Genomic DNA, 21,615 nt, shown 5'->3' on the forward strand with positions numbered 1-21,615 from the left:
TTCCAGAGGTCATGCGGCACACTGCCGCTGGTGCCACACGAGCACCGAATCGACGGCGCTCTCGATCGCGCCCAGCACTCGGTCCTGGTCCGCCCCCCACTGGTGGGCCGCGATGACTGCGTCCATGCGCGGCAGGTCGAGCGGCCCGAGGTCGGGGATCATCCGTAGCGCCGTGGGAATGACGTCCTCGTTGCCTGCCACCCACACCGCCTGTTCCATGAGCAGGAGTCGACAGACCAAGAGCAGGTGCTTGTAGAGGGAGCGGATTCGACCGCGCCCGGGGTCGTGGCGGAGCCTGCGCGTGGTCGCGATGACGTCGGCCAAGACGGTAGGGGCCATGCGTTCGATTTCCCACCGGGAGATCACCGGCAACCGCAGCCCCGGCCCGGCAAGGAGAGCGGGGGCACCCTCTTGGAGGAGGACCAGAGCCGTGAGCACCCGGGGCGGGAGCCGACGGGCCTGGGCCTCGGCCAGGGACAGGACGGTCGCACCCAGATGGATGTCCGCGTAAGCCTGGAGCGCGGAGCGGTAGTCCTCAACAGCGCCCCTCAGAGCGGGGCCACCATCGCCGTCCTCGGTGATGAGTAGTAGGTCGAGGTCGGACCAGCCTTCTCGCCATTCCCCACAGACCGCACTCCCTGTGAGGGCGACCAGGTAGGGGCCCTCACAGAGCTCGGCCACCCGGTCCATGAGGCGGGAGGTCGCCGCGCAGACTGCGGGGGGCAGCCCGAGTTCCTCGGGGCGCACGGTCTTGAACCGGACGTCGACCGGGGGGCTGGCCAGACGCCGGAGCTCGCTGCGCAGGTGAGTGACGCTGCCGGAGTTGTCGACGACCACATCCGCGCAGATCCTGTCAGCGCCCCGGCCGATCTTCACCCGGTCTTTCTCACCCAGGGCCTCTTCGTCTCCGCCCGCGCGCGCCAGACGTACCGGGCGGGGTGTGTCCAGGTACACCACACTCAGGCGCTCGCCCATCATCTGTTTGAGTGCTGCGATCGACTCGGCGCTGTGCACCGACTCGATGGTGATCAGATCTGTGTCCACGTGGGCTTCGGCGAACCGGTTGAGCTCGCCCAAGAGCAGCTCGGCCTGCCGATGCGGCGACACGGCGTAGGGGTCGGCCAGGCCCTTACGGGCTGCGGCCTGACCGATGAGGTAGCCGATCTTGAACCGGGCCGCGCCCTCATCGGCCAGGAAGCGTCCGGAGGTGGACTTGCCGCACTCGCTCAAGCCACCCAGCGCGACGACCCGTGGCAGCAGCGGACTGGGGGCGGGACTCTCCTCGGGTCGTGCTGCGCCATAGAGCTTGTGCCTCGCACCGTGAGGGAGCCTTCGACGACCGGCCACGATGTCCTCGACCAGAGCACTCAGACCTGCCTGCACCTCACGCAACTGCGCCTTCACCCCGTCCACACGTGCGCGTACCTCGGCGTCCTGGGCCGCCGCGCGCTCGGTGTGGTGCATCCGCAGTACGGACACCGACAAGCGGTCGATCACCGAACTGAGTGACTCGGTGTGGAGAGGAGCGGACGCATGGGGGGTCGGATACGCGCCAACGATCACCTGGTCGAGCAGTTCAGCGTGTCGGACGCGGTCCATGTTGAGCTGGTCGATCAGGCGCTTGCCCTCGGCGACGCGTGCCGCGTCGAGCGCGTGGCCCCGCACCTCGTCCTCGGCCGACCAGAGCAAGCCGTTCGCGTGGTGCAATCCGCAGAAGAGGTCGGCGACACGGTCCCGGTCCTTGGCAGAGAGCCGCACGAGCAGCGGATCGAGGGGTTCAGTGAGCAAGAGGTTCACGGATCTGGTCCCTCCTTGGCAGGGCGCGGTCGCTGGGGAGGCCGAACCCCTGCTGTTTGAGAGTTCGGTGGATGTGTGCCTGTGTGGCGGCGATGCTGTGCTGGCCAGCTATGACGTCGACGAACACGCTCTGGTCCGCCATGCGCAGGAGCACACGATGCAGGTGCCTCTGGTAGCGCAGGTAGGTCTGGGTCCAAGGACGTCGGTCCCGTTGCTGAGCGAGGGACAGGCTGCGGTCGGTGTCGGTTGACGGCAGCAACAGGATCGGTGTCTCAGGTGGATCGGGCTCCATCGCGTTCAGGAGCGGCACCACTCGGGACTGGGCGTCCTCGATCGACAGGGCATCCTTGACCGCGCAGGTGGCGATCGCTGTGGCCAGGAGCATGTGCCAGCCGCGGTCAAGGATCCCGACCTGGTGCGGAGGTCGAGCCTGCGCCCGGGCGGCGTGCCCGGCGAACAGCATCCTGGTCAGTTCTTCCGTCGTGGAGGTGGAGAACCACCAGGAGCTGAATCCCTGGCCTGAGATCCTCGCCCACGGAACCGGGTCGTGCCGATGTACGGGCCCCAGATCGACGTGATCCTCGCAGCTCTCCGCGAGCATGCGCGCCTGCGTCGTCTTGCCACAACCATCGGGCCCGTTGAGACTGACGAAGGCCATCACGGGGCATCGCCTGCGCCTTCGTGAGGCTCCTGCTCGGTCTGATCGACCAAGGCGACCAAGCCGTGAAGGTTCGTTCGCGTGAACTCGGCCAACTGAGGCGGCATGAGATTGATGCCCGCTAGGGCGTCGTGGGTAGCGGGGACACGGACCACTTCGTATGTGCCCCGCCCTGGCTCGGTGAACTCGGGCCCCGTGCGGCGGCCCAGGTTCATGGCGAGCAGCCGAGCTACGAAGACGTGCTGGATCCCCACGCCCTCGCCGTCGGGGTGATCATCGGTGACGAGGAACACCTGACGTGCGAAGCTGATTCTGCCCCCGATCTCCTCGCAGATCTCACGACTCAGGGCAGCTTCGATGCTGGCGTCCTCTGGCTCCACACCGCCCCCGACGCTCACCCAGTAGGGCTTGTGTCCGGGCTTGGTGCGCTTGATGAGCACGAGCCGCTGCTCGGCGTCGAACAGGAGAGCGCGGGCGCTCTGCTTGACGATCTCAGTCATGGTGCCTCGTTCGGGTAGTGCGATCGGGTCAGGCGGGCCACAGGCGAGCCCGGTTCGTGGTGAAGCTGGACAGCGGGCTGCTCAGGGACATCAGTCGGTCTCGGACCGTTATGGCCTCGGAGACCAGGCTGGACGAGACGCACACACGGGCGGCGGGAGTTCCCAGGGCGGTGACTGCGCCTTCGTCATCGAGGACCCACAGGGGTGGTGGTAGTGCCGCCGACCAGGAGGGGTCTAGGCGGAGAAGGCGAATCTCCTCGCCGGTGGCCAGGTCAGGAGTGAGTCGGGTGATCATCTGCGCGACGTCGTGGTCGCTGATCGCAGAGTCCAGGACCACCAGACGTTGGGTGAGCAGACCGCGCTGGGTGCGACCGCAAACCCACGCGCGCCAGGGGGCCGACGCGCGTACCGTTGAGAAGCTCGACCTCGGTGTGTGGGGGTCGATGGCCGTGACACGGTCGGCGTGCGTGAGCACGGGCCAGACGTCGTGCGTCGCCGCGCTGAGCGGGGGAGTGGTCACTGAGGCCCCAGCAGGGCAGCGGTAAGGTCGCTGACGTCACGCTCATGCTCCGGAGCGCCGAGCAGGGCGGCCAGCGACGCAGCGGTGGCCACGCTTCGCTTGGCTGCGTCCTGATCGCCAGCCCCAGAGTGAGCTCGGGCCAGGGAGAGCGAGATCCGCATCTGCTGGTACACGTCGTGCTGATCCGTGAACCACTCCAAGGCGCCTTTGAGGTACGACACAGCTCTCTCGTGTTGTCCAGCTACGTGCGCGGTCTCACCGAGCCGCCGTTTGATCTGCCAGACACCCCGGGCCCGATCGACCTCAGCTTCTCGTGCGAGCGCGCGCATGAACCTGCTTTCAGCGAGCCCGGCATCATTTTGGCCGAGGGCTACCAGACCCAACGACTCAGCCAAACTCGCTAGCCCGAGGGGGATGCGGGCCGTCTGCCACAGTGGTTCAGCCCGCAACAGTGTCTGCTCGGCCCGGTCGAGGTCCCCGGCCCTGTGGTAGGCAGCCCCGAGCCCGCCCAGGGCACGGGCCAGTGGGACTGGACCACACAGAGCGGCTGAGCGCACACCGATCTTCTGCATGGCGATCCCAGCCTCGGCGTCCTTGAATACACGAAGCCAGGGCGGGGCCGCCTCGCACGCCTGCCACGTCAACGTGTGCATCTCAGCGGAGTGAGCGGCTAGGACGGCGGCGAGGTGCAGTTCGGAGTGTGAGGACATCCAGGCCCAGGCGTCCTTGTACCCGGCGAACAGGGACCAGTCGATCTCGCCGTCGGGGGCCAGGAGCCACCGCTTCGGGTCCAGGTGGCGGGTCGCGGCTCGAAGCACATCCAGATGCTGCGTCGCGAATTCCGGGCTGGTGACAGCGGCGGATTCTTGGCTAGTGGTGATGGACATCAGGAGCCTCCGGGCCGGGGGTGGGTGCGGTCGAGCCAGGTACGGACCAGAGCTCGTAGGGCTCCCCATTCCTGCGATGGGGGCGTTGGTTCTTGGGGACGGTGGGCTCGCGCGGTTCGGGCAGCGGCCTCAATCACCGGATCCACGCCGTACCTGCGGTTCAGGTAGGCGCGGCACGTGCGGGCAGGCAGAGCGGTTCGTGTGTCATGACCGCCTGGCCTGCTCCAGGACCAGACATCTGATCCGGCGCCTTCGCGGTCACGCTGGGGACGGTGTGGGCGCAGGGCGGTCGACATCGCGCTCACCAGGCCAGCCGATTAGCGAAGGCTGCTGGCGCTCGATCAGAACCAGAACAACTCGACAGCGTGGTGTCTGGGATCGTTCCCCGTATCGCCAACAAGTTCCGCAGCTCGGCACAAACGCGGGCGCGGGCGGTGAAGGTACAGACACCACCGTTGACCCCGTGGCGAGCTACCACCCAGAGCGGACCGCTCTCACTGCGGTCATAGGCCAACTCCCACTCCGGGTGACGGATCCGAAGCGTGAGGACCTGGTTGACAACCGCGATCGGTTCGCGCAGGTCGAGTGTGGCTTCGCCACGCAGGGTCAGGGCCTCGCCAGGATGATGGGCCGTCACTGCGCCATCTGGCCCACGACCCAGGTCCCACCCCTCGTGCCACTTCTGCTTCAGCATCGAGGGGGAGAGCCAAGACCACGTTGTCCACACAACGAGGCGCCCTTTCCCATCAAGGCGGGTCCCCCAGGCATGGGAGAACGCGTCGACGATGAGTAGGCCACGCCCATGTTCGCGGTCTGGGTCGGCGTCCGAGACCTCAGGGAGTCGAATGGGGTCGGTGTGGGGGTTGGTGACCTCCACGGTGATGCTCAACAGGTCGTCACTGATCAGGTGCGTGGTCAGGCCGATCGAGTCTGAACGAGTGCGGATTCCCTCAAGGGTCGCGTTGGAGACCAGTTCGCTGGTCACGACCAGCGCATCCTCCAACACCGGGACCGCGTCCATGGTGTTGAGCAGGTCCGAGACCACAGATCGTGCTTCCTGGGCGGAGGAAGGAGTTGAGGAGAGGGCGGTGGTGACTGGGGGGTCTGCCGGTTTCGAGGGGTGCATGGGGCCTCTTAGGGACAGGGGGAGTCAGGTGACCTCATCATGTATGGGCGCCTCCAAAAATGCAACGGTAGCAAAACAAGACGTCCGTTATGGGGTTCGATGTGAAGGTCTACGGTGGCGTCTGATGGGCTCGGTACTTGCCGACCTCTGAGAGTGTGGAGAAGATGGCGCACATGCCCGAGCCAGAGATCCCCGTCCGCCGCAGGTTCCTCATCAGCCGACTCAAAGCACTGCGAACCTCGGCGGGCCTGACCCACGCCCAGGTCGCAGAGTCCCTTGGCTGGGACCGCGGCAAGCTCAACCGCCTCGAACAGGGACACTTCAAACGCCTGAATACCGCCGACATCATGGCGCTGACGTCGCTGTATGACGCCAACGATGAGGAAGCGGCGATGCTCGTCCAGATCGCCAAAGACTCCAAGACGGCCAACTGGTGGTACCGCTACTCGGACCTGTTCCCCGGGCCCTTCCTGGCGCTGGAGGCCGAGGCAGAGAAGTGTGAGGAGTTCGCCGCCCTGGTCATCCCCGGCCTATGCCAGACCCGCGACTACACGCAGGCCCTCATGGCATCGTCCCTAGACGTCACGGTGCCCCGGGATGAAGTGGAGGCACGGCTCCGCGTCAGGGTCGAACGCCAGCGCAGCGTCCTGGAGCGTGAGCACCCGCCACGCCTGTGGTACATCCTGGACGAGAGCATCCTGCGAAGGCAGATCGGTGGCAAAGCCGTCATGCGTGAGCAGATCCAGCACCTGATCGACCTCGGCCAACGACCCACGATCGACATTCAGATCCTGCCCTACGAGGTTGGGGCACACGCCGCCACCGGCTTCGCCTTCCTCACCTTCCACTTCGCGGGAACCGACCGTGTGACCTACATCGAGACCGATCGTGATGGCCTCTATGTCGAGGAAGCCGAGCAACTGGAGCGCTATAGCCTGGTCTTCGACCGTCTCCAGGGGAGTGCGCTGAGCGTTGAGGACTCTGCCCGGTTCCTGGAGGAGGAGTTGCTTCACCCCTGAATACCCACTGAACTGAGAGAATATGGATCTCAACTTTGATGGCTGGCGCACTTCCACCTACAGCGCCGCCAGCAGCAACAACTGCGCAGAGATCGCTCAAGCAATCACCGCCGCAGCGGTACGGGACACCAAGAACCGTGACCTGGGGCATCTGGCCTTTCGCAACAAAGAGTGGATGGACTTCCTGCAGGTAGTCTCGGGCGTTGATGCTGCTGAAGGCTGAAACACCAGAAAGCCCCCCGGTGCATGCTTGAGTTCTAGTGGTCGTCGCAACACCCCAGTTAAGGGGATGCGATGGAGTTCGAGATTCGGGAGGCCCGGGGGCCTGGTGGAGGGCGCCGTCTGACGCGTGAGCGGGAGGCATACCTTCAGCTCATGCAGCAGGGCTACGGCAACAGGGAAGCCAGTCGGATCGTCGGGATCAACCGGCGGACCGGCAAGAGATGGCGCAACGGCTGGCACTCCCCACCCAGCGGGAAGCCGAAGCCTCCGATACGTTCGGAAGCTTCGGCTTCTGGCATGTCGCGCCGGACCAGGTACCTCCGCGAGGAGGACCGCATCCACATCGCCGATCGACTGCGTGAGAAGGCGTCCATCCGGCAGATCGCCGCCGAGCTGGACCGCAGCCCATCCACCATCAGCCGGGAGATACGCCGCAACGGCGCCGTGTGGCGAGGCAAGGACTGGGTTTACCGGCCGCATGCCGCCCACCGCCGCGCCGAACAGCGCCGTCCCCGGCCCAAGGTGGGCAAGATCGGCCAAAATCCCGAGCTGCGGGACTTCATCCAGCACCACCTCTCCATGCGCTGGAGCCCGGAACAGATCTGCCAGGCTCTGCGGACCGCCTTCCCCGACCGGCCGGAGATGCACGTGGTCCACGAGACGATCTACCAGGCCCTCTACGTCCAGGGCCGCGGAGAACTCCGCCGCGAACTCGCCAAAGCCCTGCGGACCGGACGCGCTCGGCGCCGGCCGCACCGGCAGTCCTACAAGCGCCAGCCCCGCGCCATCCCGAACATGGTCCTGATCAGTGACCGGCCCGCCGAGGCCGCCGACCGCGCTGTTCCCGGGCACTGGGAGGGCGACCTCATCATCGGCAAGGACGGCAGGTCGGCAATCGGCACACTCGTCGAACGCACCACCCGCTACGTGATGCTCGCGCACCTGCCCCTCGGCCACTCAGCGGCCAGCACGCGCGACGCCCTGATCGAGGCGGTCCAGACACTCCCGCCTCACCTGCGCAGGTCCTTGACCTGGGACCAGGGCTCGGAGATGGCAGGCCATGCGGGGTTCACCCTCGCCACGAACATCCCGGTCTACTTCTGCAACCCGGCCAGCCCTTGGCAGCGCGGCTCCAACGAGAACACCAACGGCCTACTCAGGCAGTACTTCCCCAAGGGCACGGACCTGTCCAGGCACACCCGCGAGCACCTCGACACCGTGGCGGCCGAGCTGAACAGCCGCCCACGCAAAACGCTCGGCTGGGAAACCCCAACCGAGCGCCTCGCTAAGCTTCTGGCAACAGCCAGTTGATCATTGTGTTGCTACGACCCCTGGAATTCGCCATGAGCCGGGGGGCTGCCTGAATACCCGAGACAACATTACTGGACTCCAACCGCGCCCGCCAAGGGCACAGCCGCGACTCGGACCAGCAACTGTCCTTAATCTCGTGGTCTTCGTAGGGGCCCCTGCCCGGCGTGTGGCCGACCGCGCGGAACAGCAGGTCGACACAAGTGCGGGTGTATTCCGACTGAGCTGTGGCCCGAGATTACGGCAGGCGTGGGAGGAGTGGGACGCCACGTCGGGGACGGTGTTGGCCCCAGAATCTTCGACCTTGTCTGGCGGATCCACGCCCCAGGAATATGGGGCAGATTCAGTCAGACCGCTATCGGAAGTGTGGGCTTGTCGAGCCACACCTGGTGGCCAGTCGGGGTCACAGTAAGACCGAACCGTTCAACCCCTGGGCGGCCCTGGGCGTTCCACCATCGCCATGCCGCTTCGAGCTCGTCCCACAGCCGTCGTGGCCCGGACTGCCACACCTCACCTAGTGCAGCGGGCTCCCACCGCACAGCAGCCCATGACCGGTCGTTCAACCCGTAGAACCAGGCGACTCCGCCACCGTCGCGGGCCTGGACACTGTGTGTGCAGGCAGGCACCATCAACCCCAGTAGGAAGTCCGGGCCACCGAACTCGCCGCTCCCCAGGTCCTCGACGGCCAGCTCTGTGGAGGAGCGAACTGCGTCTCCGGGCCAGTCCGTGACGTACTCGTCATGGCGTGGCCACACCAGACGTTGGGAGCGGGCCTTCATGAACTGGACCGGGCCGGTGAACTGGCCTGCGGCCGAGATGCCGTCCTCGGCGACAACCAAGCGGACCACCGCGTCCTGCGGGCTGTAGTCGGTGCCCCACGGGGCCAGGATGATGCCGCCCGGCTTCGTCTGCTCCACCCATGCGTACGGTAACTGGCGCAGCCCGCATGTGACCACGAGTCGGTCGTAGGGCGCCCGGTCTGGGTAGCCGAGCAGCCCGTTCCCAGTGACGACGTGCGGGTGCAGACCGACTGCGGCCAGACGGCGGTGGGCCTGCTCGGTCAGGACAGGGTCAACTTCGACAGTGGTGACCGCGTCCTCACCTAGGCGGGCCGCGAGCAGTGCTGACGACCACCCGGTGCCGGTTCCTATCTCCAGCACACGCATACCGGAGCGAGCATCCAGGTCGCCGAGCATGGACGCCACCACGGACGGCATGGACGAGGAGGACGTTGACACCTCGCCTGGTGCAGTGGTGTCCGCTGTGCTGTCGTCCCACTGGGTGGTGAGCGCGGTGTTGGTGTCCGCCCACCGGTACCAGGCATCGGGGTCGGTACGCCGGTCCACGACGTCCGCACAGGAATCGTCGTTGGGCCAGATCCGGTCGGGCAGGAATGCGGCCCGATCCACGGCGGCGAACGCCGTCGCCCACTCGGGTGCCATGGCGTCGGTCTCCAGGAGGAACGCCCGGAGCTGGTCTCGCTCCGGGCGGGTGCGCTCAGTCTCAGTCACGTGCCGCGCCGCCCTGGCGGGGGGCCGCTGTCTGGGCTGGGAGGTGGGGGAGGGGGCAACGGTTTGATCGGCTGGGGTGGGCCTTCGTGCTTGCCCATGGCGCTCCTTGCACGGGGACAGGTCACAGCGAGAGTAGCTCGCCCCTCACCGTCTGTCAGAAGTTCGGCCGACCTCGGACAGCACAGGTTGAGCCATGCAGTGCCGGGGTAGCACTCGGCCCCCGATCCCCAACGCTTCGAGCCGGACACCTACGAGCGAAGCTTCGAACACCAGGCCACCGCGTTGGCCCGCACCAGTGACCAGCCGACGCTCACTCCCCGCGTCCGCGTCTCAAGGGGCGGCGTCAGTCGGTGCTGATCCAGTTCCCGTTGGCGTCCATCTGCCAGTCATCGAACTCCGAGTCCATGACGAACAGCTCGCCCCCCGCCATGAGTCCGACCTCGACCATCGCGATCGAGTCGGGGAGGGCCCTGTCGTCGATCGTGCGAAAATGCAGCGTCAGCGTCTCGTCCGCGTCTCCGGGCGAGACAGCGCACTGGAGCGGGACGACGGCCGAACTGTAGTCCTCGGCCATCTCGACATCGTCGGTGTTCACGCGGCTGAGGTCACTGGCCATGCGCTCACCCGTGGACTTGTCCGAGGTAGGGGTCGCCGCGAGCTCCTGATCGACACTCTCCACCAACCGTTCCAGACCACCCTCGGCGTACTCGAACTCGATCTCGGCGGCGCACCGGGAGGAATCCTCCGCGTCGACTCCGGTGACCGTGTAGGACTCGAACACCCGCTCCTGCTGATAGTCCTCGCTCTGGTCCACGACCTCCTGGGGCAGGCGGATGACCAGGCTGGAGGTGGGTTCCTCCGGCACCGCGGCGAACTCGTACTCCACGGCCCCGGTGGAGCAGGCGCTGGTGGCCAGGACGCACGTCAGGGGCACAACGACCAGACGCAGGGGGAACACTGAACGCATATCGGGGGGACTCCTCAGAATCGGATGATTACACCTCGTCTCATCCTAGGAGCAGACTTGGCGGGCCGTTGGTCTCGTGTCGAACAAATCCGGGGGACCCCAGGCGGGGAGATCACTTGGTGAGCGAACAAAGGGAGACTGGACTTCGGTGCCCTCCTGCGCCGCAACTCAGCCTTCCCCCGTCGGGCCCACCCCACCCATCCCATGGTGTTCGACTGCTCCATATCGGGGGGCGGAACCTTACCGGTCTGGCGCTCTCCCACCGCCGCGCTGCTCACCCTGCCCAAGAGCTCCCGGTCAAGGTGGCGCGCCCGGGGTTGAAGTTGCCCTCGGGGGATGCATTGTGTGATGATCTGGTCACGGTGTCTGAGGGCGCCGCGGTTCCCCCAAAGCTCCCGGCGCGTGGGGCGCGAGCCGAGAACGGCGGGATCGCCCACCCTCCCAACTTCCAGTGGTGCCTTCGATAGGGCTGATCTTCGAGCGTGGCCGGGACGCTGGAGAAGCCATGTCCCGTCATAAATCGCTGGCCAAGCTTCGAGCAACCGCGACCCACGAACCCCACAGCGTGGCCCGCCGCGCCATCGCCACGCTCTCCTTGTGCAACCAGGTGATCCCCGAAGCTGCTGATGGCCAGGCCCGCCTGGAGAGTCTGTTCCTCAGCAGCCTCGACCACCTGCACAAGGTCGAGCACCATGAGGACCCGCCCTTCGCGATCGAGCGATGCACCCCCGGCCACGATGCGCTCATCGTGCATATCGCCCGACCCCATCTGACCCAGGTGTTGAACGCCTGCCTGCCCTGCGCGGTCCCCGATCAGGACCTCATCGGGATCCCGGGGCTGAGAGTGCGCAGGAATGGTCGCTACCTCGTGCTGCGCCACCTGAACCTGGCGGGACGGATCCTGATCGAGGCCTCCCAACAACAGTGGATGTGGGCACAGACGTGGCTGTGCACCGGCAGCCCTGAGGGGACCGTGTGGCCCTGGGCGGAGAGCCCCAAGAACTTGCTGCCCATCGAACACGACGCCCTCGCCTGGCGCGCACAGGCGCGTCCAGGGCCGGTGGCGGCCGAAGCCGCCCAGCTGGGATCAGCGCTCCTACGACGTCTGGGACTGCTACGCGGCGCACCCGTAAAAGGCTGTTGGCCCTTCTACAAGCTGTGGTCCAACCCCCGCTATACGCGTTCGGACGGATCACGCTTGATGCACTTGGAATGGGGGAGCCACCCAGACGCGCAGGAACTCGCCCGAATGCTGACCGACGCACGGTCAGCGATCGCCCTTCCCGCACACCTGCGCCAACGCACACAGGTCCACCCCAGCGCCGGGTGGGTGCGTCTCCACACCGCCTTGGGCAACCAGGTCTTGCTGCGCCACAACCCTTTAGAGGACCTCGCGCTGCCTGGTGACATTGCGATTCCGGACCGCGGCCATCACCGCCCACCCGTCCTGCGTCCAGCCCACGAGGAGCACTCCAAGGTCCTGGTCCAGGTCATCGATGCCCTCACCGGCGAGTACGGCCAGTTCACCGTAGAAGAACTCCGCGTCACGCGTCGAGCTCGAGGCGGGTGGGAGCTGTATCCGCCCACGACCGCTTTCGGGTACTTGGAGCATCTGCGCAAGTTGGCCTTCTCCCGCACCTACCCAGGGCTGTGGCCAGCGGATATCGAGGACACGGCGGTTTTCTACGACGGGCGCGAAGTCGTCCGGGTCAGGGGGGTCGACTTCGTGGTGCACCCTGCCTACTGACCCGTGCACAGGTGCCGCGGCGGGGATCCCGCCCCAGGTCAGATCTCCGCGGGTGTGGGCTGGCCCAGAGCATGGAGGACTCCCGGCTCACGCCGCACCCACCAGTAGCGGGTCGCGACCGCCCGATTCTGCTTGAGCAGGTTGATCGCCCGCTCCACGGTGTTGCGGTCCCGGTAGGCCACCCGGTCAAGAGCCGGGGGCCTACCGCCTGCGGAGCCTTGGCGTTTGCGGTGCTCGCGCTGGTCACGGGGCTGAGCAATCGTCGCTTTGATCCCGCGGCGCCCCCGTGCTCTCGATTGGCCCGGCTGGAGTAGGCCTTGTCACCCAACAGCCGGTCCGGGCGAGTGTGCGGCCTTCCCGTGCTCCTGGGCAGTTGCAGGGCACCCATCAAGGGCTCGAACATCGGGCTGTCCCCGCGCTGGCCGGGATTGGTGGCCAACACCAGCGGACGCCGGCGGGAGTCGGCGAGCAGGTGGATTTTGGTGGTCAGCCCGCCCCGGAAGCGCCCGAGTACTTCGACCCCGTCCGGTTCGTCCCGGACCTGGTCCCCTTTTTCGCTGCTCCGGCGGCGTGGGAGTGGGCTCGCACCATGGTCGAGTCCACGCTCGCCATGAGTTCTTGCCCGCTGGAGGCATCGATTCGGAGCCGGTCCGCGATTCTCTGCCAGGTGCCGTCGATGCACCAGCGGCGATGGCGGCCGGCGGCGGTCTCCCAGGGCCCGTAGCCTTCGGGTACATCACGCCAGGGGATTCCTGGGCGGGTACGGAACAGGATCGCGTTGATGATCTTGCGGTGGTCGGCCCATTTCTTGCCCTTAGGCGTATCGGTGGGCAGGAGTTGAGCGAGCAGGGCCCACTCGGCATCGGTGAGCCTCATGGCGTCCGGGCACGTCCACCAACCCTGCCAGGGCGAACCCTGCCCCGCTCCCACTTCCAAAAAAAGGACCGACCTGCGCGGTGAAGACGAAGCCCAGGCAATACAGCCCCTCGGAGCGGCACAGGTGGTCTGAGGCCCCATCGGTCTCGGTCTGGAGGAGCTGGTACGCGGCCCCGTTCTCCACCCCCCAGCGCATCGCCGCCCGCCACAAGGCGCGCCCATACCCACGTCCGCGCGCCTGGGGCAGGACCCCGAAGTACTGAGGCAGAAGACGGGGGACACCGAGGGAGTCCGGGAGGATCGCCATGGGGCCGATGGCCCCAACAACCCTGCCCTCGACCACCGCGACGAGTAGCGGCCCATCCAGACCACTCGCACGCCTCCTCCCTGCGAGGAAAGCGAACCCGTCCTCCCCGAGAGCCTCGGCGAAGGCCACGAAGGTGGCCTGCACGGCCAGGGACTCCGCGTCCAGGCTGCCCACACGGCCGTGGGCGTGGGGTTCGGTCCCGGTGAAGGTCTTGAGCTGGATACGGCAACTGCGCCACCGGGTATCGGCCCGGTCGGAGAACCACAGGACTCGCGCGGCCTCCGCACCGTGCTGAGCTGCCAGCTTGCCCGCCTCCTCCAGAGCCCGATCCACGTGGGGCGTTGGCCCGTAGTGGTGCACCTTGACCACACCGCGACCCCGTGTGCTCAGGGTCGGAATGACCAGCGCCTCGCCGTCCTGGTGCATGGCGTCGATCAGGACCGTCTCATCCTTGGCTCCGCCCCAACGGGCGTCCTTGTCGTGCGGCAAGAACACGCCGCTGCCGTTGGCCGCCAGGACCTCATCCCACAGTCGGGCGTTGAGGGCGTCGGGGTGCACGGGCCCCAGGGTGGGCACGTACGGAAAGGGCAACACGAGGCCGGTGGTGTCACTGTCGGGCATGGGCGCATCGTACGCACACACCACGGGCTCCGGCAGCAGAGCCGCCGGAGCCCGAACCCGGAATCATCTCAGGTTGGTGGGGGTGGGGTCGGTCTTCACCCCTCCCACGGCCACCCGGCGTCCAGGCCCGCCTCGATGAGCGGCACCATGGCGAATGCCGCGTCGGAGAGCCCACCGAAAACGTGCCGGTTCCCGACGCCCGAGGGCGCGTGTCCGTGCCGGTACCCGGCCAGGTTCCACGTGTACACCGGCACCTGTCCCGGAACCGCCTCGGTCGGATCACCACCCCCGTACCCGCCGTGGGCCTGTTCGTCGGTGACGATCACCACCCGGTCATGGCCCCGGAAGTGCGCGCGCACCGCCTCGGCGGTCCGGGTGCCGCCCCGCGGCCCCCAGAACCTCTCGGTCACACGCAGCAGAGCGTCGCCGCGCCCCACGGGGACGACCTCGTTGTAGCCGTCGAACTGGACCAGGTTCGCGTGCTGGGCGCGCAACGCCAGCGCCGCCCCGAAGACTTGGGCGGCGTCCGCGCAGGTCAGGTCCGAGCGGGCCGACAAACGCATACCCATCGATCCGGACTGGTCGACGAGGACGAGGGTGCGGCCGGGCAGGGCCGGCACCTGGGCGAGGCTGTGGGTGAGCGCGGTCTCCAGCGCCTGGCCCCAGCGCAGGGACGTCACCGACCTGTATGCCGACAGGAATCGCATCGGGAGCTGTCGGGAGCGCGCGACCTCGTCCGGGTCGGCCAGCCGAGCGGCCACCTTCGCGGCGACCGCGTCGCCCACCCCCGCCTGGTCGAATCCCCTCAGGTTGCGCAGGAGTGCCATGTAGCCCATGGACGGGATCATCGCCTCCCACAGCCGCGCCTTGTCGACCCTGTCTCCCGCGAGCGACAACGCAGCCTCCCACGTCAGCCCGGCGCGCCTGAGCTCGTCGGGGTCCAGGAGGAGACCGGGGTCGGCCTGCACCATCTCACCGAAAGCGGCGTTGCGGGCGAGCACGGGCAACAGTACCGGGTCGGGTGCGTCCTTGCGGCGCTGGCGCCGCTCGTGGGCATGGGCGAACAACGGCCCCTGCCACGGCTTGTCCGCTGCGGGCGCGGGGTGGACCAGGTTGAGCACGTCCGAGAAGCGGAAGCCGTGCGCGGGGGTGTCGTACTTGAGCATGGACCACTCGGTGTAGAGACGCTGGACGGCGTCCGCGATGCCGCGCTTGACCGGCTTGGGCAACCTCCGGCCGTACCGCGACGTCCAGTACGCCAGCGCCTCGCCGGGCTCGTCCGCGCGCGCCAGCGCCGCGTCGACCATCTGGCGGGAGTGTCCGTGCTCGCCCGCCTCCACCCGCGCCCTCGCACCCTCCAGCCCGGCCACGAGCGCGGCCGAGCGCATGTGCACGTCGTTGCGCAGCCACCGCACGAACCCGGTGAACCACTCCGGGTGCTGGACGGAAGTCTGGTGGACTAGGCCGGTGAACCTGGAGCCGCGGTCGGCTGCGGCCTCGTAGAAGGTGTGCTCGGAGACCATGTTGGACACCGCGAGCAACCACAGCTCCGACCTGGCCTCGCGCACGTACCCGGGAGCCCCCTCGAAGGTGTGTCCCGCAGGGGTGGCCTCGCTGGTGATGGGGCCTTTGCCGACCGGCCGGGCGGCGGTGTGGTTGAACTTCGCCATGAAAAAGGGCTCCTTCCGCACGGGGAGGAGCCCTCTTCGGATGGTGCGCCCGAGATCAGGACGACCGCGGAACGTTAGCGTGCTGCCGATTACACCACGTCCGACCAGGTCGGACGCCGGGATTCGAACCCGGACAACTCTATCCCGAATAGAAGTAGCCGCGGCCTGCGCACCGGGCGCACCATCCGAAGTTGTGTCCTCCCGAGATCAATGCGGCTCCGGTGTGGTTTCTATGCAAAGAAGGAACCGGGGCCGGCGCACCGGGAGGTGCTGAGAATTGAGCGTATGGGACCTTTCATGGTGAACGCGAGTGGTTTTCCTCGCCCCCGGACATTCGCCCTGCCTGCGTCTTCGGTGAGGGTGTAGAACGGCACGGCACGTCTGAACACGGGCGTCTGCGGCCCCCGGGTGCGCTGGTGGACTCCGCCGCCAAGATCCCAGAATCAATTCGCTGAGTAGAGCGGGTCGCCCTGCATCAAGGGGAGGAGGAACGCGGTCGAGGTGATGGGACCGCTCTGGCGCGTGCTGTTGGGTATGACGGCGCTGTGGAGGTCGGATGTGGCCCACAGGTGTGTGCTCAGCGGCCGCAACCCCACCTGTTCGGGGGGCAGGTCCGTGGTGCACACCAGGGCGGCCTGCCCGTGCGTCACGGCGCGCGCCTGGGGGGTGATGGTCAGGGTCGTTCCCGCCGCTGTCCGCACCATCGCGGCCGCCGGGTCTGTGCCCCACCGCTGGAGCGTGAGCAGGCTCGGATCCCAGAACAGGGAGAACCCCGGTGCGTTCCTCACCTGGTAGGCAGGGCCGAACCACGCACCCATGGTGGAGGCGAGGTCCAACGACCTCTCCTCACCCTCACCTTCTGGTCCGTTGGTGTGTGCGACGATCACGAGCCCGGGTGGGCGGTTGCTCGTTTCGAGCACGCTCTCACACGCCTGTTCCATGCGCTCGGGGGTCGCGACGTCGGTGATGACCGCCATCTCCACCGTCATCGGCACCCAGCCCACATCGACCTCGGCGGTGCGGGCACCAGCCGCCGCCAGCACCTGCCGCCACACCACCTGCGCGGTGATGTCCAGGACGTCGAGGACCGCCCGCACCACATCGGGGCGTCCCGGCAGAGGCCGTCCGGCCTCCAACTGTTCGATGAGTGCTTGGCCCACACCCACCATGCCGGCCACGTCGGTGAGCGACCACCCACGGTGCTCTCGCCTGGCCCGGATCATCGCGCCCACATTCACCCGCACCGGACCCCCTGGAGGGTGAGCGGGTGCAGGGAGCGCAGTTCCTCCACGTGCGCGCCCAGGTGCTGGTGTTGTGCGTGGGTCAGGGACACTTCCACCACCGGTCGGGCCCGGTCGGCCTCTCCCACCGCCAGCAGTGCCCGGGTCAGAGGGGCGGCGATCCCCACGATCTGGTCCAGGTCCTGGTAGTCGACGGCCCGGTCCCATGCTGCGGTGAGGTCTTTGACGGCCTTGGCGTGGTCACCGACGGCGAGGGCGACCTCCCCCAGCCTTCGGCGCACCCGCCACACCCGCTCCTCCCACCCCACATCCCCGGCCGTCTCCAGGACCCGCAGGAATCGCGTCTGCGCCAGAGCGACGTCGCCCTGATGGAGCGCCAGGACGCCGAGTTCCTCATGGACCTGGGCGCGGCGGGCGGAGCGGTCCCCGGCTGAGGCGAGCAGGTGCTCGGCCTGCTGGAGTACGTGTTCGGCGTGTGCGAGGTCGCCTTGGCCTTGGAGGCGCCGGGCGGTCTCCATCAGGGTGGCGGGGGCGGGGGTGGGCATGGGAGGGCTCGATTCGGTGTGGGAGGTGGTCAGGGGCGGGAGAGGAAGGTCAGGTCCCACCGGGGGAAGCCAGGCGAGGCCGCGCGGCGGTCTCCCTCCGCCGTGGCGTCCGAGATGTCAGGGGAGGGGGTGAACACGCGCTCCACGTACCCCCGGCAGGTGTTGGGCGCGTGCACCGGCCCGGGGGCTTCCCCGGGGCGGTCCAGGCGTCGCCGCGTGAAGTCCGGGAGGTGGAGCTCACCCGCCCCTCCCGGCGAGGCGGAAGGAGTGCTCGCGCAACGGCCTACCGGTCGAGGCGAGCAGGTCGATCACCGCGATCAGCCCCCGTGCCAGCTCGGGGCGGCCGGGGTGAGGTGGGCCTCGGGGCTCGGAGTGGTGGGGTTGGGTCTGCAACGGGAACACGGCGTGCGAGGTCTGGAGCAGGTGGTGGATGCGGGGGTGGTTGGGGCGCAGTCGCATGGCGGGTTTCCTGTCCGCGGTGGCGAGAGGAGGGGAGGGTGTGGGGCCCGGCCGAAGGGCCGGGCCCCACACCTGGGGGCGAAGGACGGCTTCGCCTCCCGGGAAGGCCCGCGTCTTTCCCCTGGACGCGGGCTCTGGTGTGGGGGCCGTCCGAGCGGGGAAGGTGACGGACGGCCGGTCGAAGAAGCCCCTAGAAGGAGTGGGGTGTGAGCGTCTGGGAGGCCGCGACCAGCCGTTCGAAGTGGGCCTGGTACAACGGGGTGGCGGTAGCGGCTAGTGAGATCAGCCCAGAGGGGCCTTCGAGGCTGATCTGTCCATCGCGGAGTACGAAGCCGACCGTCCAGGGCTCGGTGGCATCGGCGGGCAGCAGCCTCAGGTCCACATGCTCCAACGCCGCCACCTGGCGCAGGTGGGCGAGCTGGGCCTCCATCACCTTCTCCTCCACCAGCCCACACACCAGAGCAAGCTCGGTGATGACGTAGGTCCGGTGGTGCCCGGCGCCCTGGAGGAGTTCGTCGTGGCGCCGCATCCGCACCGCCAGCATCTGCCTCGCCGTGGCCGGATCAGTGCCGTGGGTGGAGGTGGTGATCAGGGCATGGGCGTAGTCGCGGGTCTGTACCGCCCCGGGCAGGAGGGCGGGGGAGAAGGCGCGGGTGGGGCCGGAGCGTTCCCGGTCCAGGATCAGCCGCTGGGGGAGCGTGGGCTCCTGGGGCAGAGCTGAGGTGGTCATCGCAGACGTCTCCGTTCGAGCGTGGGCGTCAGCCGAGGGCGCGGTGTGCGCGGTGGCGGTCGGTGCGGCTAGTGGCGTAGGACTGGGCGGCGAGCCGGTCGCCCAGCTCGGCGGAGGTGCGGGCGGTGAGGTGGTCGAGGACGCCATGGGTGCGGTTGGTGGCGGGGGTGCGGCGGCGGGCCGTGAACCAGATGGGTCCGGTCTCGGCGCGGTCGTAGGTGATCTCCCACCCCAGGTAGTGCGCGCGCAGGGCGAGGACTTGGTTGACGGAGGCGATGGGCCGGTGCAGGGACGCGAGCGTCTCGCTGCCCCGGAGCGTCAGGGCTTCGTCGTCGTGGTGGGCCAGGACCGTCCCGGTCGTGTCGCGGGTCGGCTCCCATCCGGTCAGCCACCCCCGGTCGAGCAGGGTGAGGGAGAGCCAGGACCACCTCGCCCACACGATCAGGCGGCCCTGGTTGTCGAACCGGGTGCCCCAGGAGTCGGTGAACGCGTCGACGAGCAGCAGGCCTCGCCCGTGTTCGGCGTCTGTGTCCGGGGTCTGTTCCTGGAGGGGGTCGACCGTCTCGCTGTGGGGGTTGGTGACTTCCACGGTGAGGGTCATCAGGCCGTCCTCGACCAGGTCGGCGCTCAAGCCGACCAGCCCTTCGGATGGAGCGCCTTCACGGACGGCGTTGGACACCAGCTCACTGACCACGAGGAGTACGTCGTCGCGGATCTCAACCTCAGTCTCCGGGGGAAGGAGACCGACCGCGTGTTCTCGGCCGGTGGCCACGGAAGTCGGGCGGCAGCTCAGCTGTATCTCATGGGTCTGGTGCGGGGAGACGAGCACAGGTCACCTCTGGTGTCGGAAGCCGCTGTCCGCAGGGTTTTCGCTGGTGTAACGGAAGACGCGGACAACCGCTGATGCGCGCGAGTGGTGCACGGCCGAGTCGTAGGGGCGCAGCCGTCAAGGAAGCCCCGAAACCACCTCACAGAGAGGGGGCTTTCCCTGTACGCTCTGATTCTCAACAACTAACACGGTCAACGCAACCCCTGCGTACGAAAATTTCCAATAGAGGGTTTTCGTCGTTTGGTTCTTCGTGGGTGCATGCGTCAAACTTGGGACGCCGTCACCACCACCCAGGAGGAACCCCTGTGCCGCCACGCGTAGGAATCATCCGAAGAACTCTTTCCCGGGTCATGCGTGAAGCTCGGCGTACCAAGGGCATCCAAGGAACGACGGCAGCTGCCCAGATGGGGTTCTCCGCAGGAACCCTGAGCAAGTACGAGCGCTCCGAACACCCCTGGCCGCCGCCCGTGGTCTACGCGCTCGCGGACATGTACGGTCTGGACCCGGCCGATCGTGATCGGCTGGTGGAGCTGGCTAAAGAACGCGACCTTGACCGCTGGTGGCCTACCGTCCCGGACTGGTTCGCGCCCTACCTGGGAGCGGAGTCCGAGGCGGAGGCGGTCTACAACTACGACGACGGCCTGATCCCAGGGCTGGCGCAGACACCCGAGTACGCGCAGGCGCTCATCGAGGCCATGCCCAATGGACACGACGCCCAACAGGTCAGCGACCACGTCACCGCGCGGGTGCGCCGCCAGCGACGTCTCACCGAGGACCACCCACTCCAGGTGACCGCTGTCTTCAACGAATCAGCTCTGCACCGCGAGGTCGGTGGAGTTGCAGTGATGCGCGAACAGCTCGCGCACCTGCTGGAAGTGTCCCGGCTTGCGAACGTGGATCTGCGCTGTCTCCCCTTCAGCGCGGGAGCCCACGCCGGAACCGAGGGGAACTTCGTCGTCTTGCGTTTTCCCATGATCATCGACGACGTGGTCTCAGGGGACGCCGTCTACATCGAGTACGCCCGCGGAGGACTCTTCTTGGAGCGCCCTGTGGACACCGAGCACTACCACGGGCTGTTCGAGAAGATCCATCAGAGAGCCCTGGGCCCAGAGCAGACTCGTCAGCTCGTCCAGCACCTGATGGACGTTAAGTACGGCAGTTAGGGAGAGCACATTGGATACATGGGTGAACTGGCGCAAGTCGACCTACAGCGGTGGGTCGGGTGGCCAGTGCGCAGAGATCGGACAGCGCTCTGACGGCTCGGCAGTCGCGATACGTGATACCAAGACCCCGGACCAGGAGCACCTGCCCTTCTCCCGCTCGGAGTGGAACGCGATGCTGGGTGCCGTGAAGGGTCACTGAGACGGTGCCGTCCCCGCCGGCCGAATCGGCGGGGACGGTGCTGGCCCAGAATCGCAGACCTCGTCGGCGGATCCAACGGTCTCGGGCGTGACGCGGGGGGCCTCAACACACCACATCCTCAAGGGAGGTAGGTCAGGGGGCGGGGGACAGCGTCGTCTCACGGAGCACGGGGCTGGACAGCAGCTTGTTGCACACTGCCCGCCACCCGGGATGGTTGTCGACCAGGACATACCCCTGCGGCGGATGGGAGCCCTCCAACATCTGCTCCAGCTCGACGGCAGCGAACCCCGGGAACTGGCGTACCCGACGGATCGGCATCGCATACCCCACCTCGCGGCCACCCCTGGCCAGATACGGCTCCACCGTCGCGCCGTTACCGGGGCGCATCCGCTCAGCGATCTGCGCGATCTCCTGCGGGGTTCCCTCGATCGCCACATCCAGGTCGATGACCGCGCACAACCGGCTCTGGGGCGCGGTCAGGTACACGAACCACTGGGTCGGCGCTGTGGTGAGGAACCGGCGCCGGAACTCGTGGGTCTTGTGCCCGTTCCACATCAGCTCGTACCACTGGGCATCCAAACACATCACCACAGGCACCGCGTGGGGCGTGGGCAGGTCGAACAACCCCTCGTGCTCCATCAAGGCTCCTCACGATCGCAAGGTCAGGTGGGCCACAGTAACCACCCGCGTCCCAGCCCGCAGCCGCTTGCCCG

25 protein-coding genes are annotated in these 21,615 nt (G+C 67.6%); 6 read left to right on the plus strand and 19 right to left on the minus strand.

Going from position 1 to position 21,615, the window contains the following annotated elements:
• Window positions 1-9: 9 nt before the first annotated feature.
• The 6 genes from AC0VYM_RS10895 to AC0VYM_RS10920 all read right to left on the minus strand — a co-directional run bounded on the left by AC0VYM_RS10895 (window position 10) and on the right by AC0VYM_RS10920 (window position 5,407).
• Entirely contained in the window at window positions 10-1,797 is a 1,788-nt protein-coding gene (locus AC0VYM_RS10895) for a DUF4254 domain-containing protein (protein ID WP_475461814.1), read from the minus strand.
• Window positions 1,778-2,455 carry a P-loop NTPase family protein gene (locus AC0VYM_RS10900; RefSeq protein ID WP_475461817.1) on the minus strand — a complete coding sequence of 226 codons (678 nt, stop codon included), beginning with the start codon at window positions 2,453-2,455 and terminating at the stop codon, window positions 1,778-1,780. The genes AC0VYM_RS10895 and AC0VYM_RS10900 overlap by 20 nt, the downstream gene beginning before the upstream one ends.
• Window positions 2,455-2,955, minus strand: a complete 501-nt coding sequence (locus AC0VYM_RS10905; protein WP_475461819.1) for an NUDIX hydrolase — start codon at window positions 2,953-2,955, stop codon at window positions 2,455-2,457. The genes AC0VYM_RS10900 and AC0VYM_RS10905 overlap by 1 nt, the downstream gene beginning before the upstream one ends.
• A gap of 28 nt (window positions 2,956-2,983) precedes the next feature.
• The gene (locus tag AC0VYM_RS10910; protein WP_475461822.1) at window positions 2,984-3,475 is read right to left on the minus strand and encodes a DUF6879 family protein; all 492 of its coding nucleotides are present in this window, start codon (window positions 3,473-3,475) and stop codon (window positions 2,984-2,986) included.
• A complete protein-coding gene (locus AC0VYM_RS10915; protein ID WP_475461824.1) occupies window positions 3,472-4,362 on the minus strand; it encodes a hypothetical protein in 891 nt (296 codons plus the stop codon). Before AC0VYM_RS10915 ends, AC0VYM_RS10910 begins: the two co-directional genes overlap by 4 nt.
• A gap of 301 nt (window positions 4,363-4,663) precedes the next feature.
• Window positions 4,664-5,407, minus strand: coding sequence for an ATP-binding protein (locus AC0VYM_RS10920; protein ID WP_475461827.1), 744 nt, complete (start codon window positions 5,405-5,407; stop codon window positions 4,664-4,666).
• A gap of 254 nt (window positions 5,408-5,661) precedes the next feature.
• On the opposite strand from AC0VYM_RS10920, the gene AC0VYM_RS10925 reads away from it, so the two are divergent.
• The 3 genes from AC0VYM_RS10925 (at window position 5,662) to AC0VYM_RS10935 (ending at window position 8,040) form a co-directional block, all read left to right on the plus strand.
• The gene (locus AC0VYM_RS10925) at window positions 5,662-6,507 is read left to right on the plus strand and encodes a helix-turn-helix domain-containing protein (RefSeq protein WP_475461829.1); all 846 of its coding nucleotides are present in this window, start codon (window positions 5,662-5,664) and stop codon (window positions 6,505-6,507) included.
• 22 nt (window positions 6,508-6,529) lie between these two features.
• Window positions 6,530-6,730 (plus strand): DUF397 domain-containing protein, encoded by a 201-nt coding sequence (locus AC0VYM_RS10930; RefSeq protein ID WP_475461832.1) that lies wholly within the window; start codon window positions 6,530-6,532, stop codon window positions 6,728-6,730.
• Window positions 6,731-6,882: 152 nt separating this feature from the next.
• Window positions 6,883-8,040 carry an IS30 family transposase gene (locus tag AC0VYM_RS10935; protein ID WP_475463005.1) on the plus strand — a complete coding sequence of 386 codons (1,158 nt, stop codon included), beginning with the start codon at window positions 6,883-6,885 and terminating at the stop codon, window positions 8,038-8,040.
• A gap of 344 nt (window positions 8,041-8,384) precedes the next feature.
• On the opposite strand, the gene AC0VYM_RS10940 is transcribed toward AC0VYM_RS10935, so the two are convergent.
• Entirely contained in the window at window positions 8,385-9,548 is a 1,164-nt protein-coding gene (locus AC0VYM_RS10940; RefSeq protein WP_475461835.1) for a methyltransferase domain-containing protein, read from the minus strand.
• Window positions 9,549-9,891: 343 nt separating this feature from the next.
• Window positions 9,892-10,515 (minus strand): hypothetical protein, encoded by a 624-nt coding sequence (locus AC0VYM_RS10945; protein WP_475461838.1) that lies wholly within the window; start codon window positions 10,513-10,515, stop codon window positions 9,892-9,894.
• Window positions 10,516-11,020: 505 nt separating this feature from the next.
• Between AC0VYM_RS10945 and AC0VYM_RS10950 the strand changes: the two genes are divergently transcribed.
• The gene (locus tag AC0VYM_RS10950) at window positions 11,021-12,262 is read left to right on the plus strand and encodes a hypothetical protein (protein ID WP_475461841.1); all 1,242 of its coding nucleotides are present in this window, start codon (window positions 11,021-11,023) and stop codon (window positions 12,260-12,262) included.
• Window positions 12,263-12,300: 38 nt separating this feature from the next.
• Here the strand turns inward: AC0VYM_RS10950 and AC0VYM_RS10955 are convergent, their stop codons facing one another.
• The 10 genes from AC0VYM_RS10955 to AC0VYM_RS11000 form a co-directional block, all read right to left on the minus strand.
• Entirely contained in the window at window positions 12,301-12,444 is a 144-nt protein-coding gene (locus AC0VYM_RS10955) for a hypothetical protein (RefSeq protein WP_475461843.1), read from the minus strand.
• A gap of 304 nt (window positions 12,445-12,748) precedes the next feature.
• A complete protein-coding gene (locus AC0VYM_RS10960; protein WP_475461845.1) occupies window positions 12,749-13,138 on the minus strand; it encodes an IS5 family transposase in 390 nt (129 codons plus the stop codon).
• Complete coding sequence (locus AC0VYM_RS10965) at window positions 13,077-14,066, minus strand: GNAT family N-acetyltransferase (protein ID WP_475461846.1); 990 nt, start codon at window positions 14,064-14,066, stop codon at window positions 13,077-13,079. Before AC0VYM_RS10965 ends, AC0VYM_RS10960 begins: the two co-directional genes overlap by 62 nt.
• A 95-nt stretch (window positions 14,067-14,161) precedes the next feature.
• Complete coding sequence (locus AC0VYM_RS10970) at window positions 14,162-15,736, minus strand: TROVE domain-containing protein (protein ID WP_475461848.1); 1,575 nt, start codon at window positions 15,734-15,736, stop codon at window positions 14,162-14,164.
• A gap of 443 nt (window positions 15,737-16,179) precedes the next feature.
• A complete protein-coding gene (locus AC0VYM_RS10975; protein WP_475461851.1) occupies window positions 16,180-16,959 on the minus strand; it encodes a helix-turn-helix domain-containing protein in 780 nt (259 codons plus the stop codon).
• Window positions 16,960-16,970: 11 nt separating this feature from the next.
• Window positions 16,971-17,522 carry a tetratricopeptide repeat protein gene (locus AC0VYM_RS10980; RefSeq protein ID WP_475461853.1) on the minus strand — a complete coding sequence of 184 codons (552 nt, stop codon included), beginning with the start codon at window positions 17,520-17,522 and terminating at the stop codon, window positions 16,971-16,973.
• A gap of 29 nt (window positions 17,523-17,551) precedes the next feature.
• Window positions 17,552-17,698, minus strand: a complete 147-nt coding sequence (locus tag AC0VYM_RS10985) for a hypothetical protein (protein ID WP_475461856.1) — start codon at window positions 17,696-17,698, stop codon at window positions 17,552-17,554.
• Window positions 17,699-17,759: 61 nt separating this feature from the next.
• Window positions 17,760-17,981, minus strand: a complete 222-nt coding sequence (locus tag AC0VYM_RS10990) for a hypothetical protein (RefSeq protein ID WP_475461858.1) — start codon at window positions 17,979-17,981, stop codon at window positions 17,760-17,762.
• A gap of 190 nt (window positions 17,982-18,171) precedes the next feature.
• Window positions 18,172-18,711 carry a Scr1 family TA system antitoxin-like transcriptional regulator gene (locus AC0VYM_RS10995; RefSeq protein WP_475461861.1) on the minus strand — a complete coding sequence of 180 codons (540 nt, stop codon included), beginning with the start codon at window positions 18,709-18,711 and terminating at the stop codon, window positions 18,172-18,174.
• 28 nt (window positions 18,712-18,739) lie between these two features.
• Entirely contained in the window at window positions 18,740-19,483 is a 744-nt protein-coding gene (locus AC0VYM_RS11000) for an ATP-binding protein (protein WP_475461863.1), read from the minus strand.
• 407 nt (window positions 19,484-19,890) lie between these two features.
• Between AC0VYM_RS11000 and AC0VYM_RS11005 the strand changes: the two genes are divergently transcribed.
• Both AC0VYM_RS11005 and AC0VYM_RS11010 read left to right on the plus strand, forming a co-directional pair.
• Window positions 19,891-20,703, plus strand: a complete 813-nt coding sequence (locus AC0VYM_RS11005; RefSeq protein ID WP_475461866.1) for a helix-turn-helix domain-containing protein — start codon at window positions 19,891-19,893, stop codon at window positions 20,701-20,703.
• Window positions 20,704-20,725: 22 nt separating this feature from the next.
• A complete protein-coding gene (locus AC0VYM_RS11010) occupies window positions 20,726-20,902 on the plus strand; it encodes a DUF397 domain-containing protein (RefSeq protein ID WP_475461868.1) in 177 nt (58 codons plus the stop codon).
• A 132-nt stretch (window positions 20,903-21,034) separates the two neighbouring features.
• Here AC0VYM_RS11010 and AC0VYM_RS11015 read toward each other — a convergent pair whose 3' ends face one another.
• The gene (locus AC0VYM_RS11015) at window positions 21,035-21,541 is read right to left on the minus strand and encodes a hypothetical protein (RefSeq protein WP_475461871.1); all 507 of its coding nucleotides are present in this window, start codon (window positions 21,539-21,541) and stop codon (window positions 21,035-21,037) included.
• Window positions 21,542-21,615 lie beyond the last annotated feature (74 nt).

Source organism: Nocardiopsis sp. iso_237 (genome assembly GCF_056173345.1).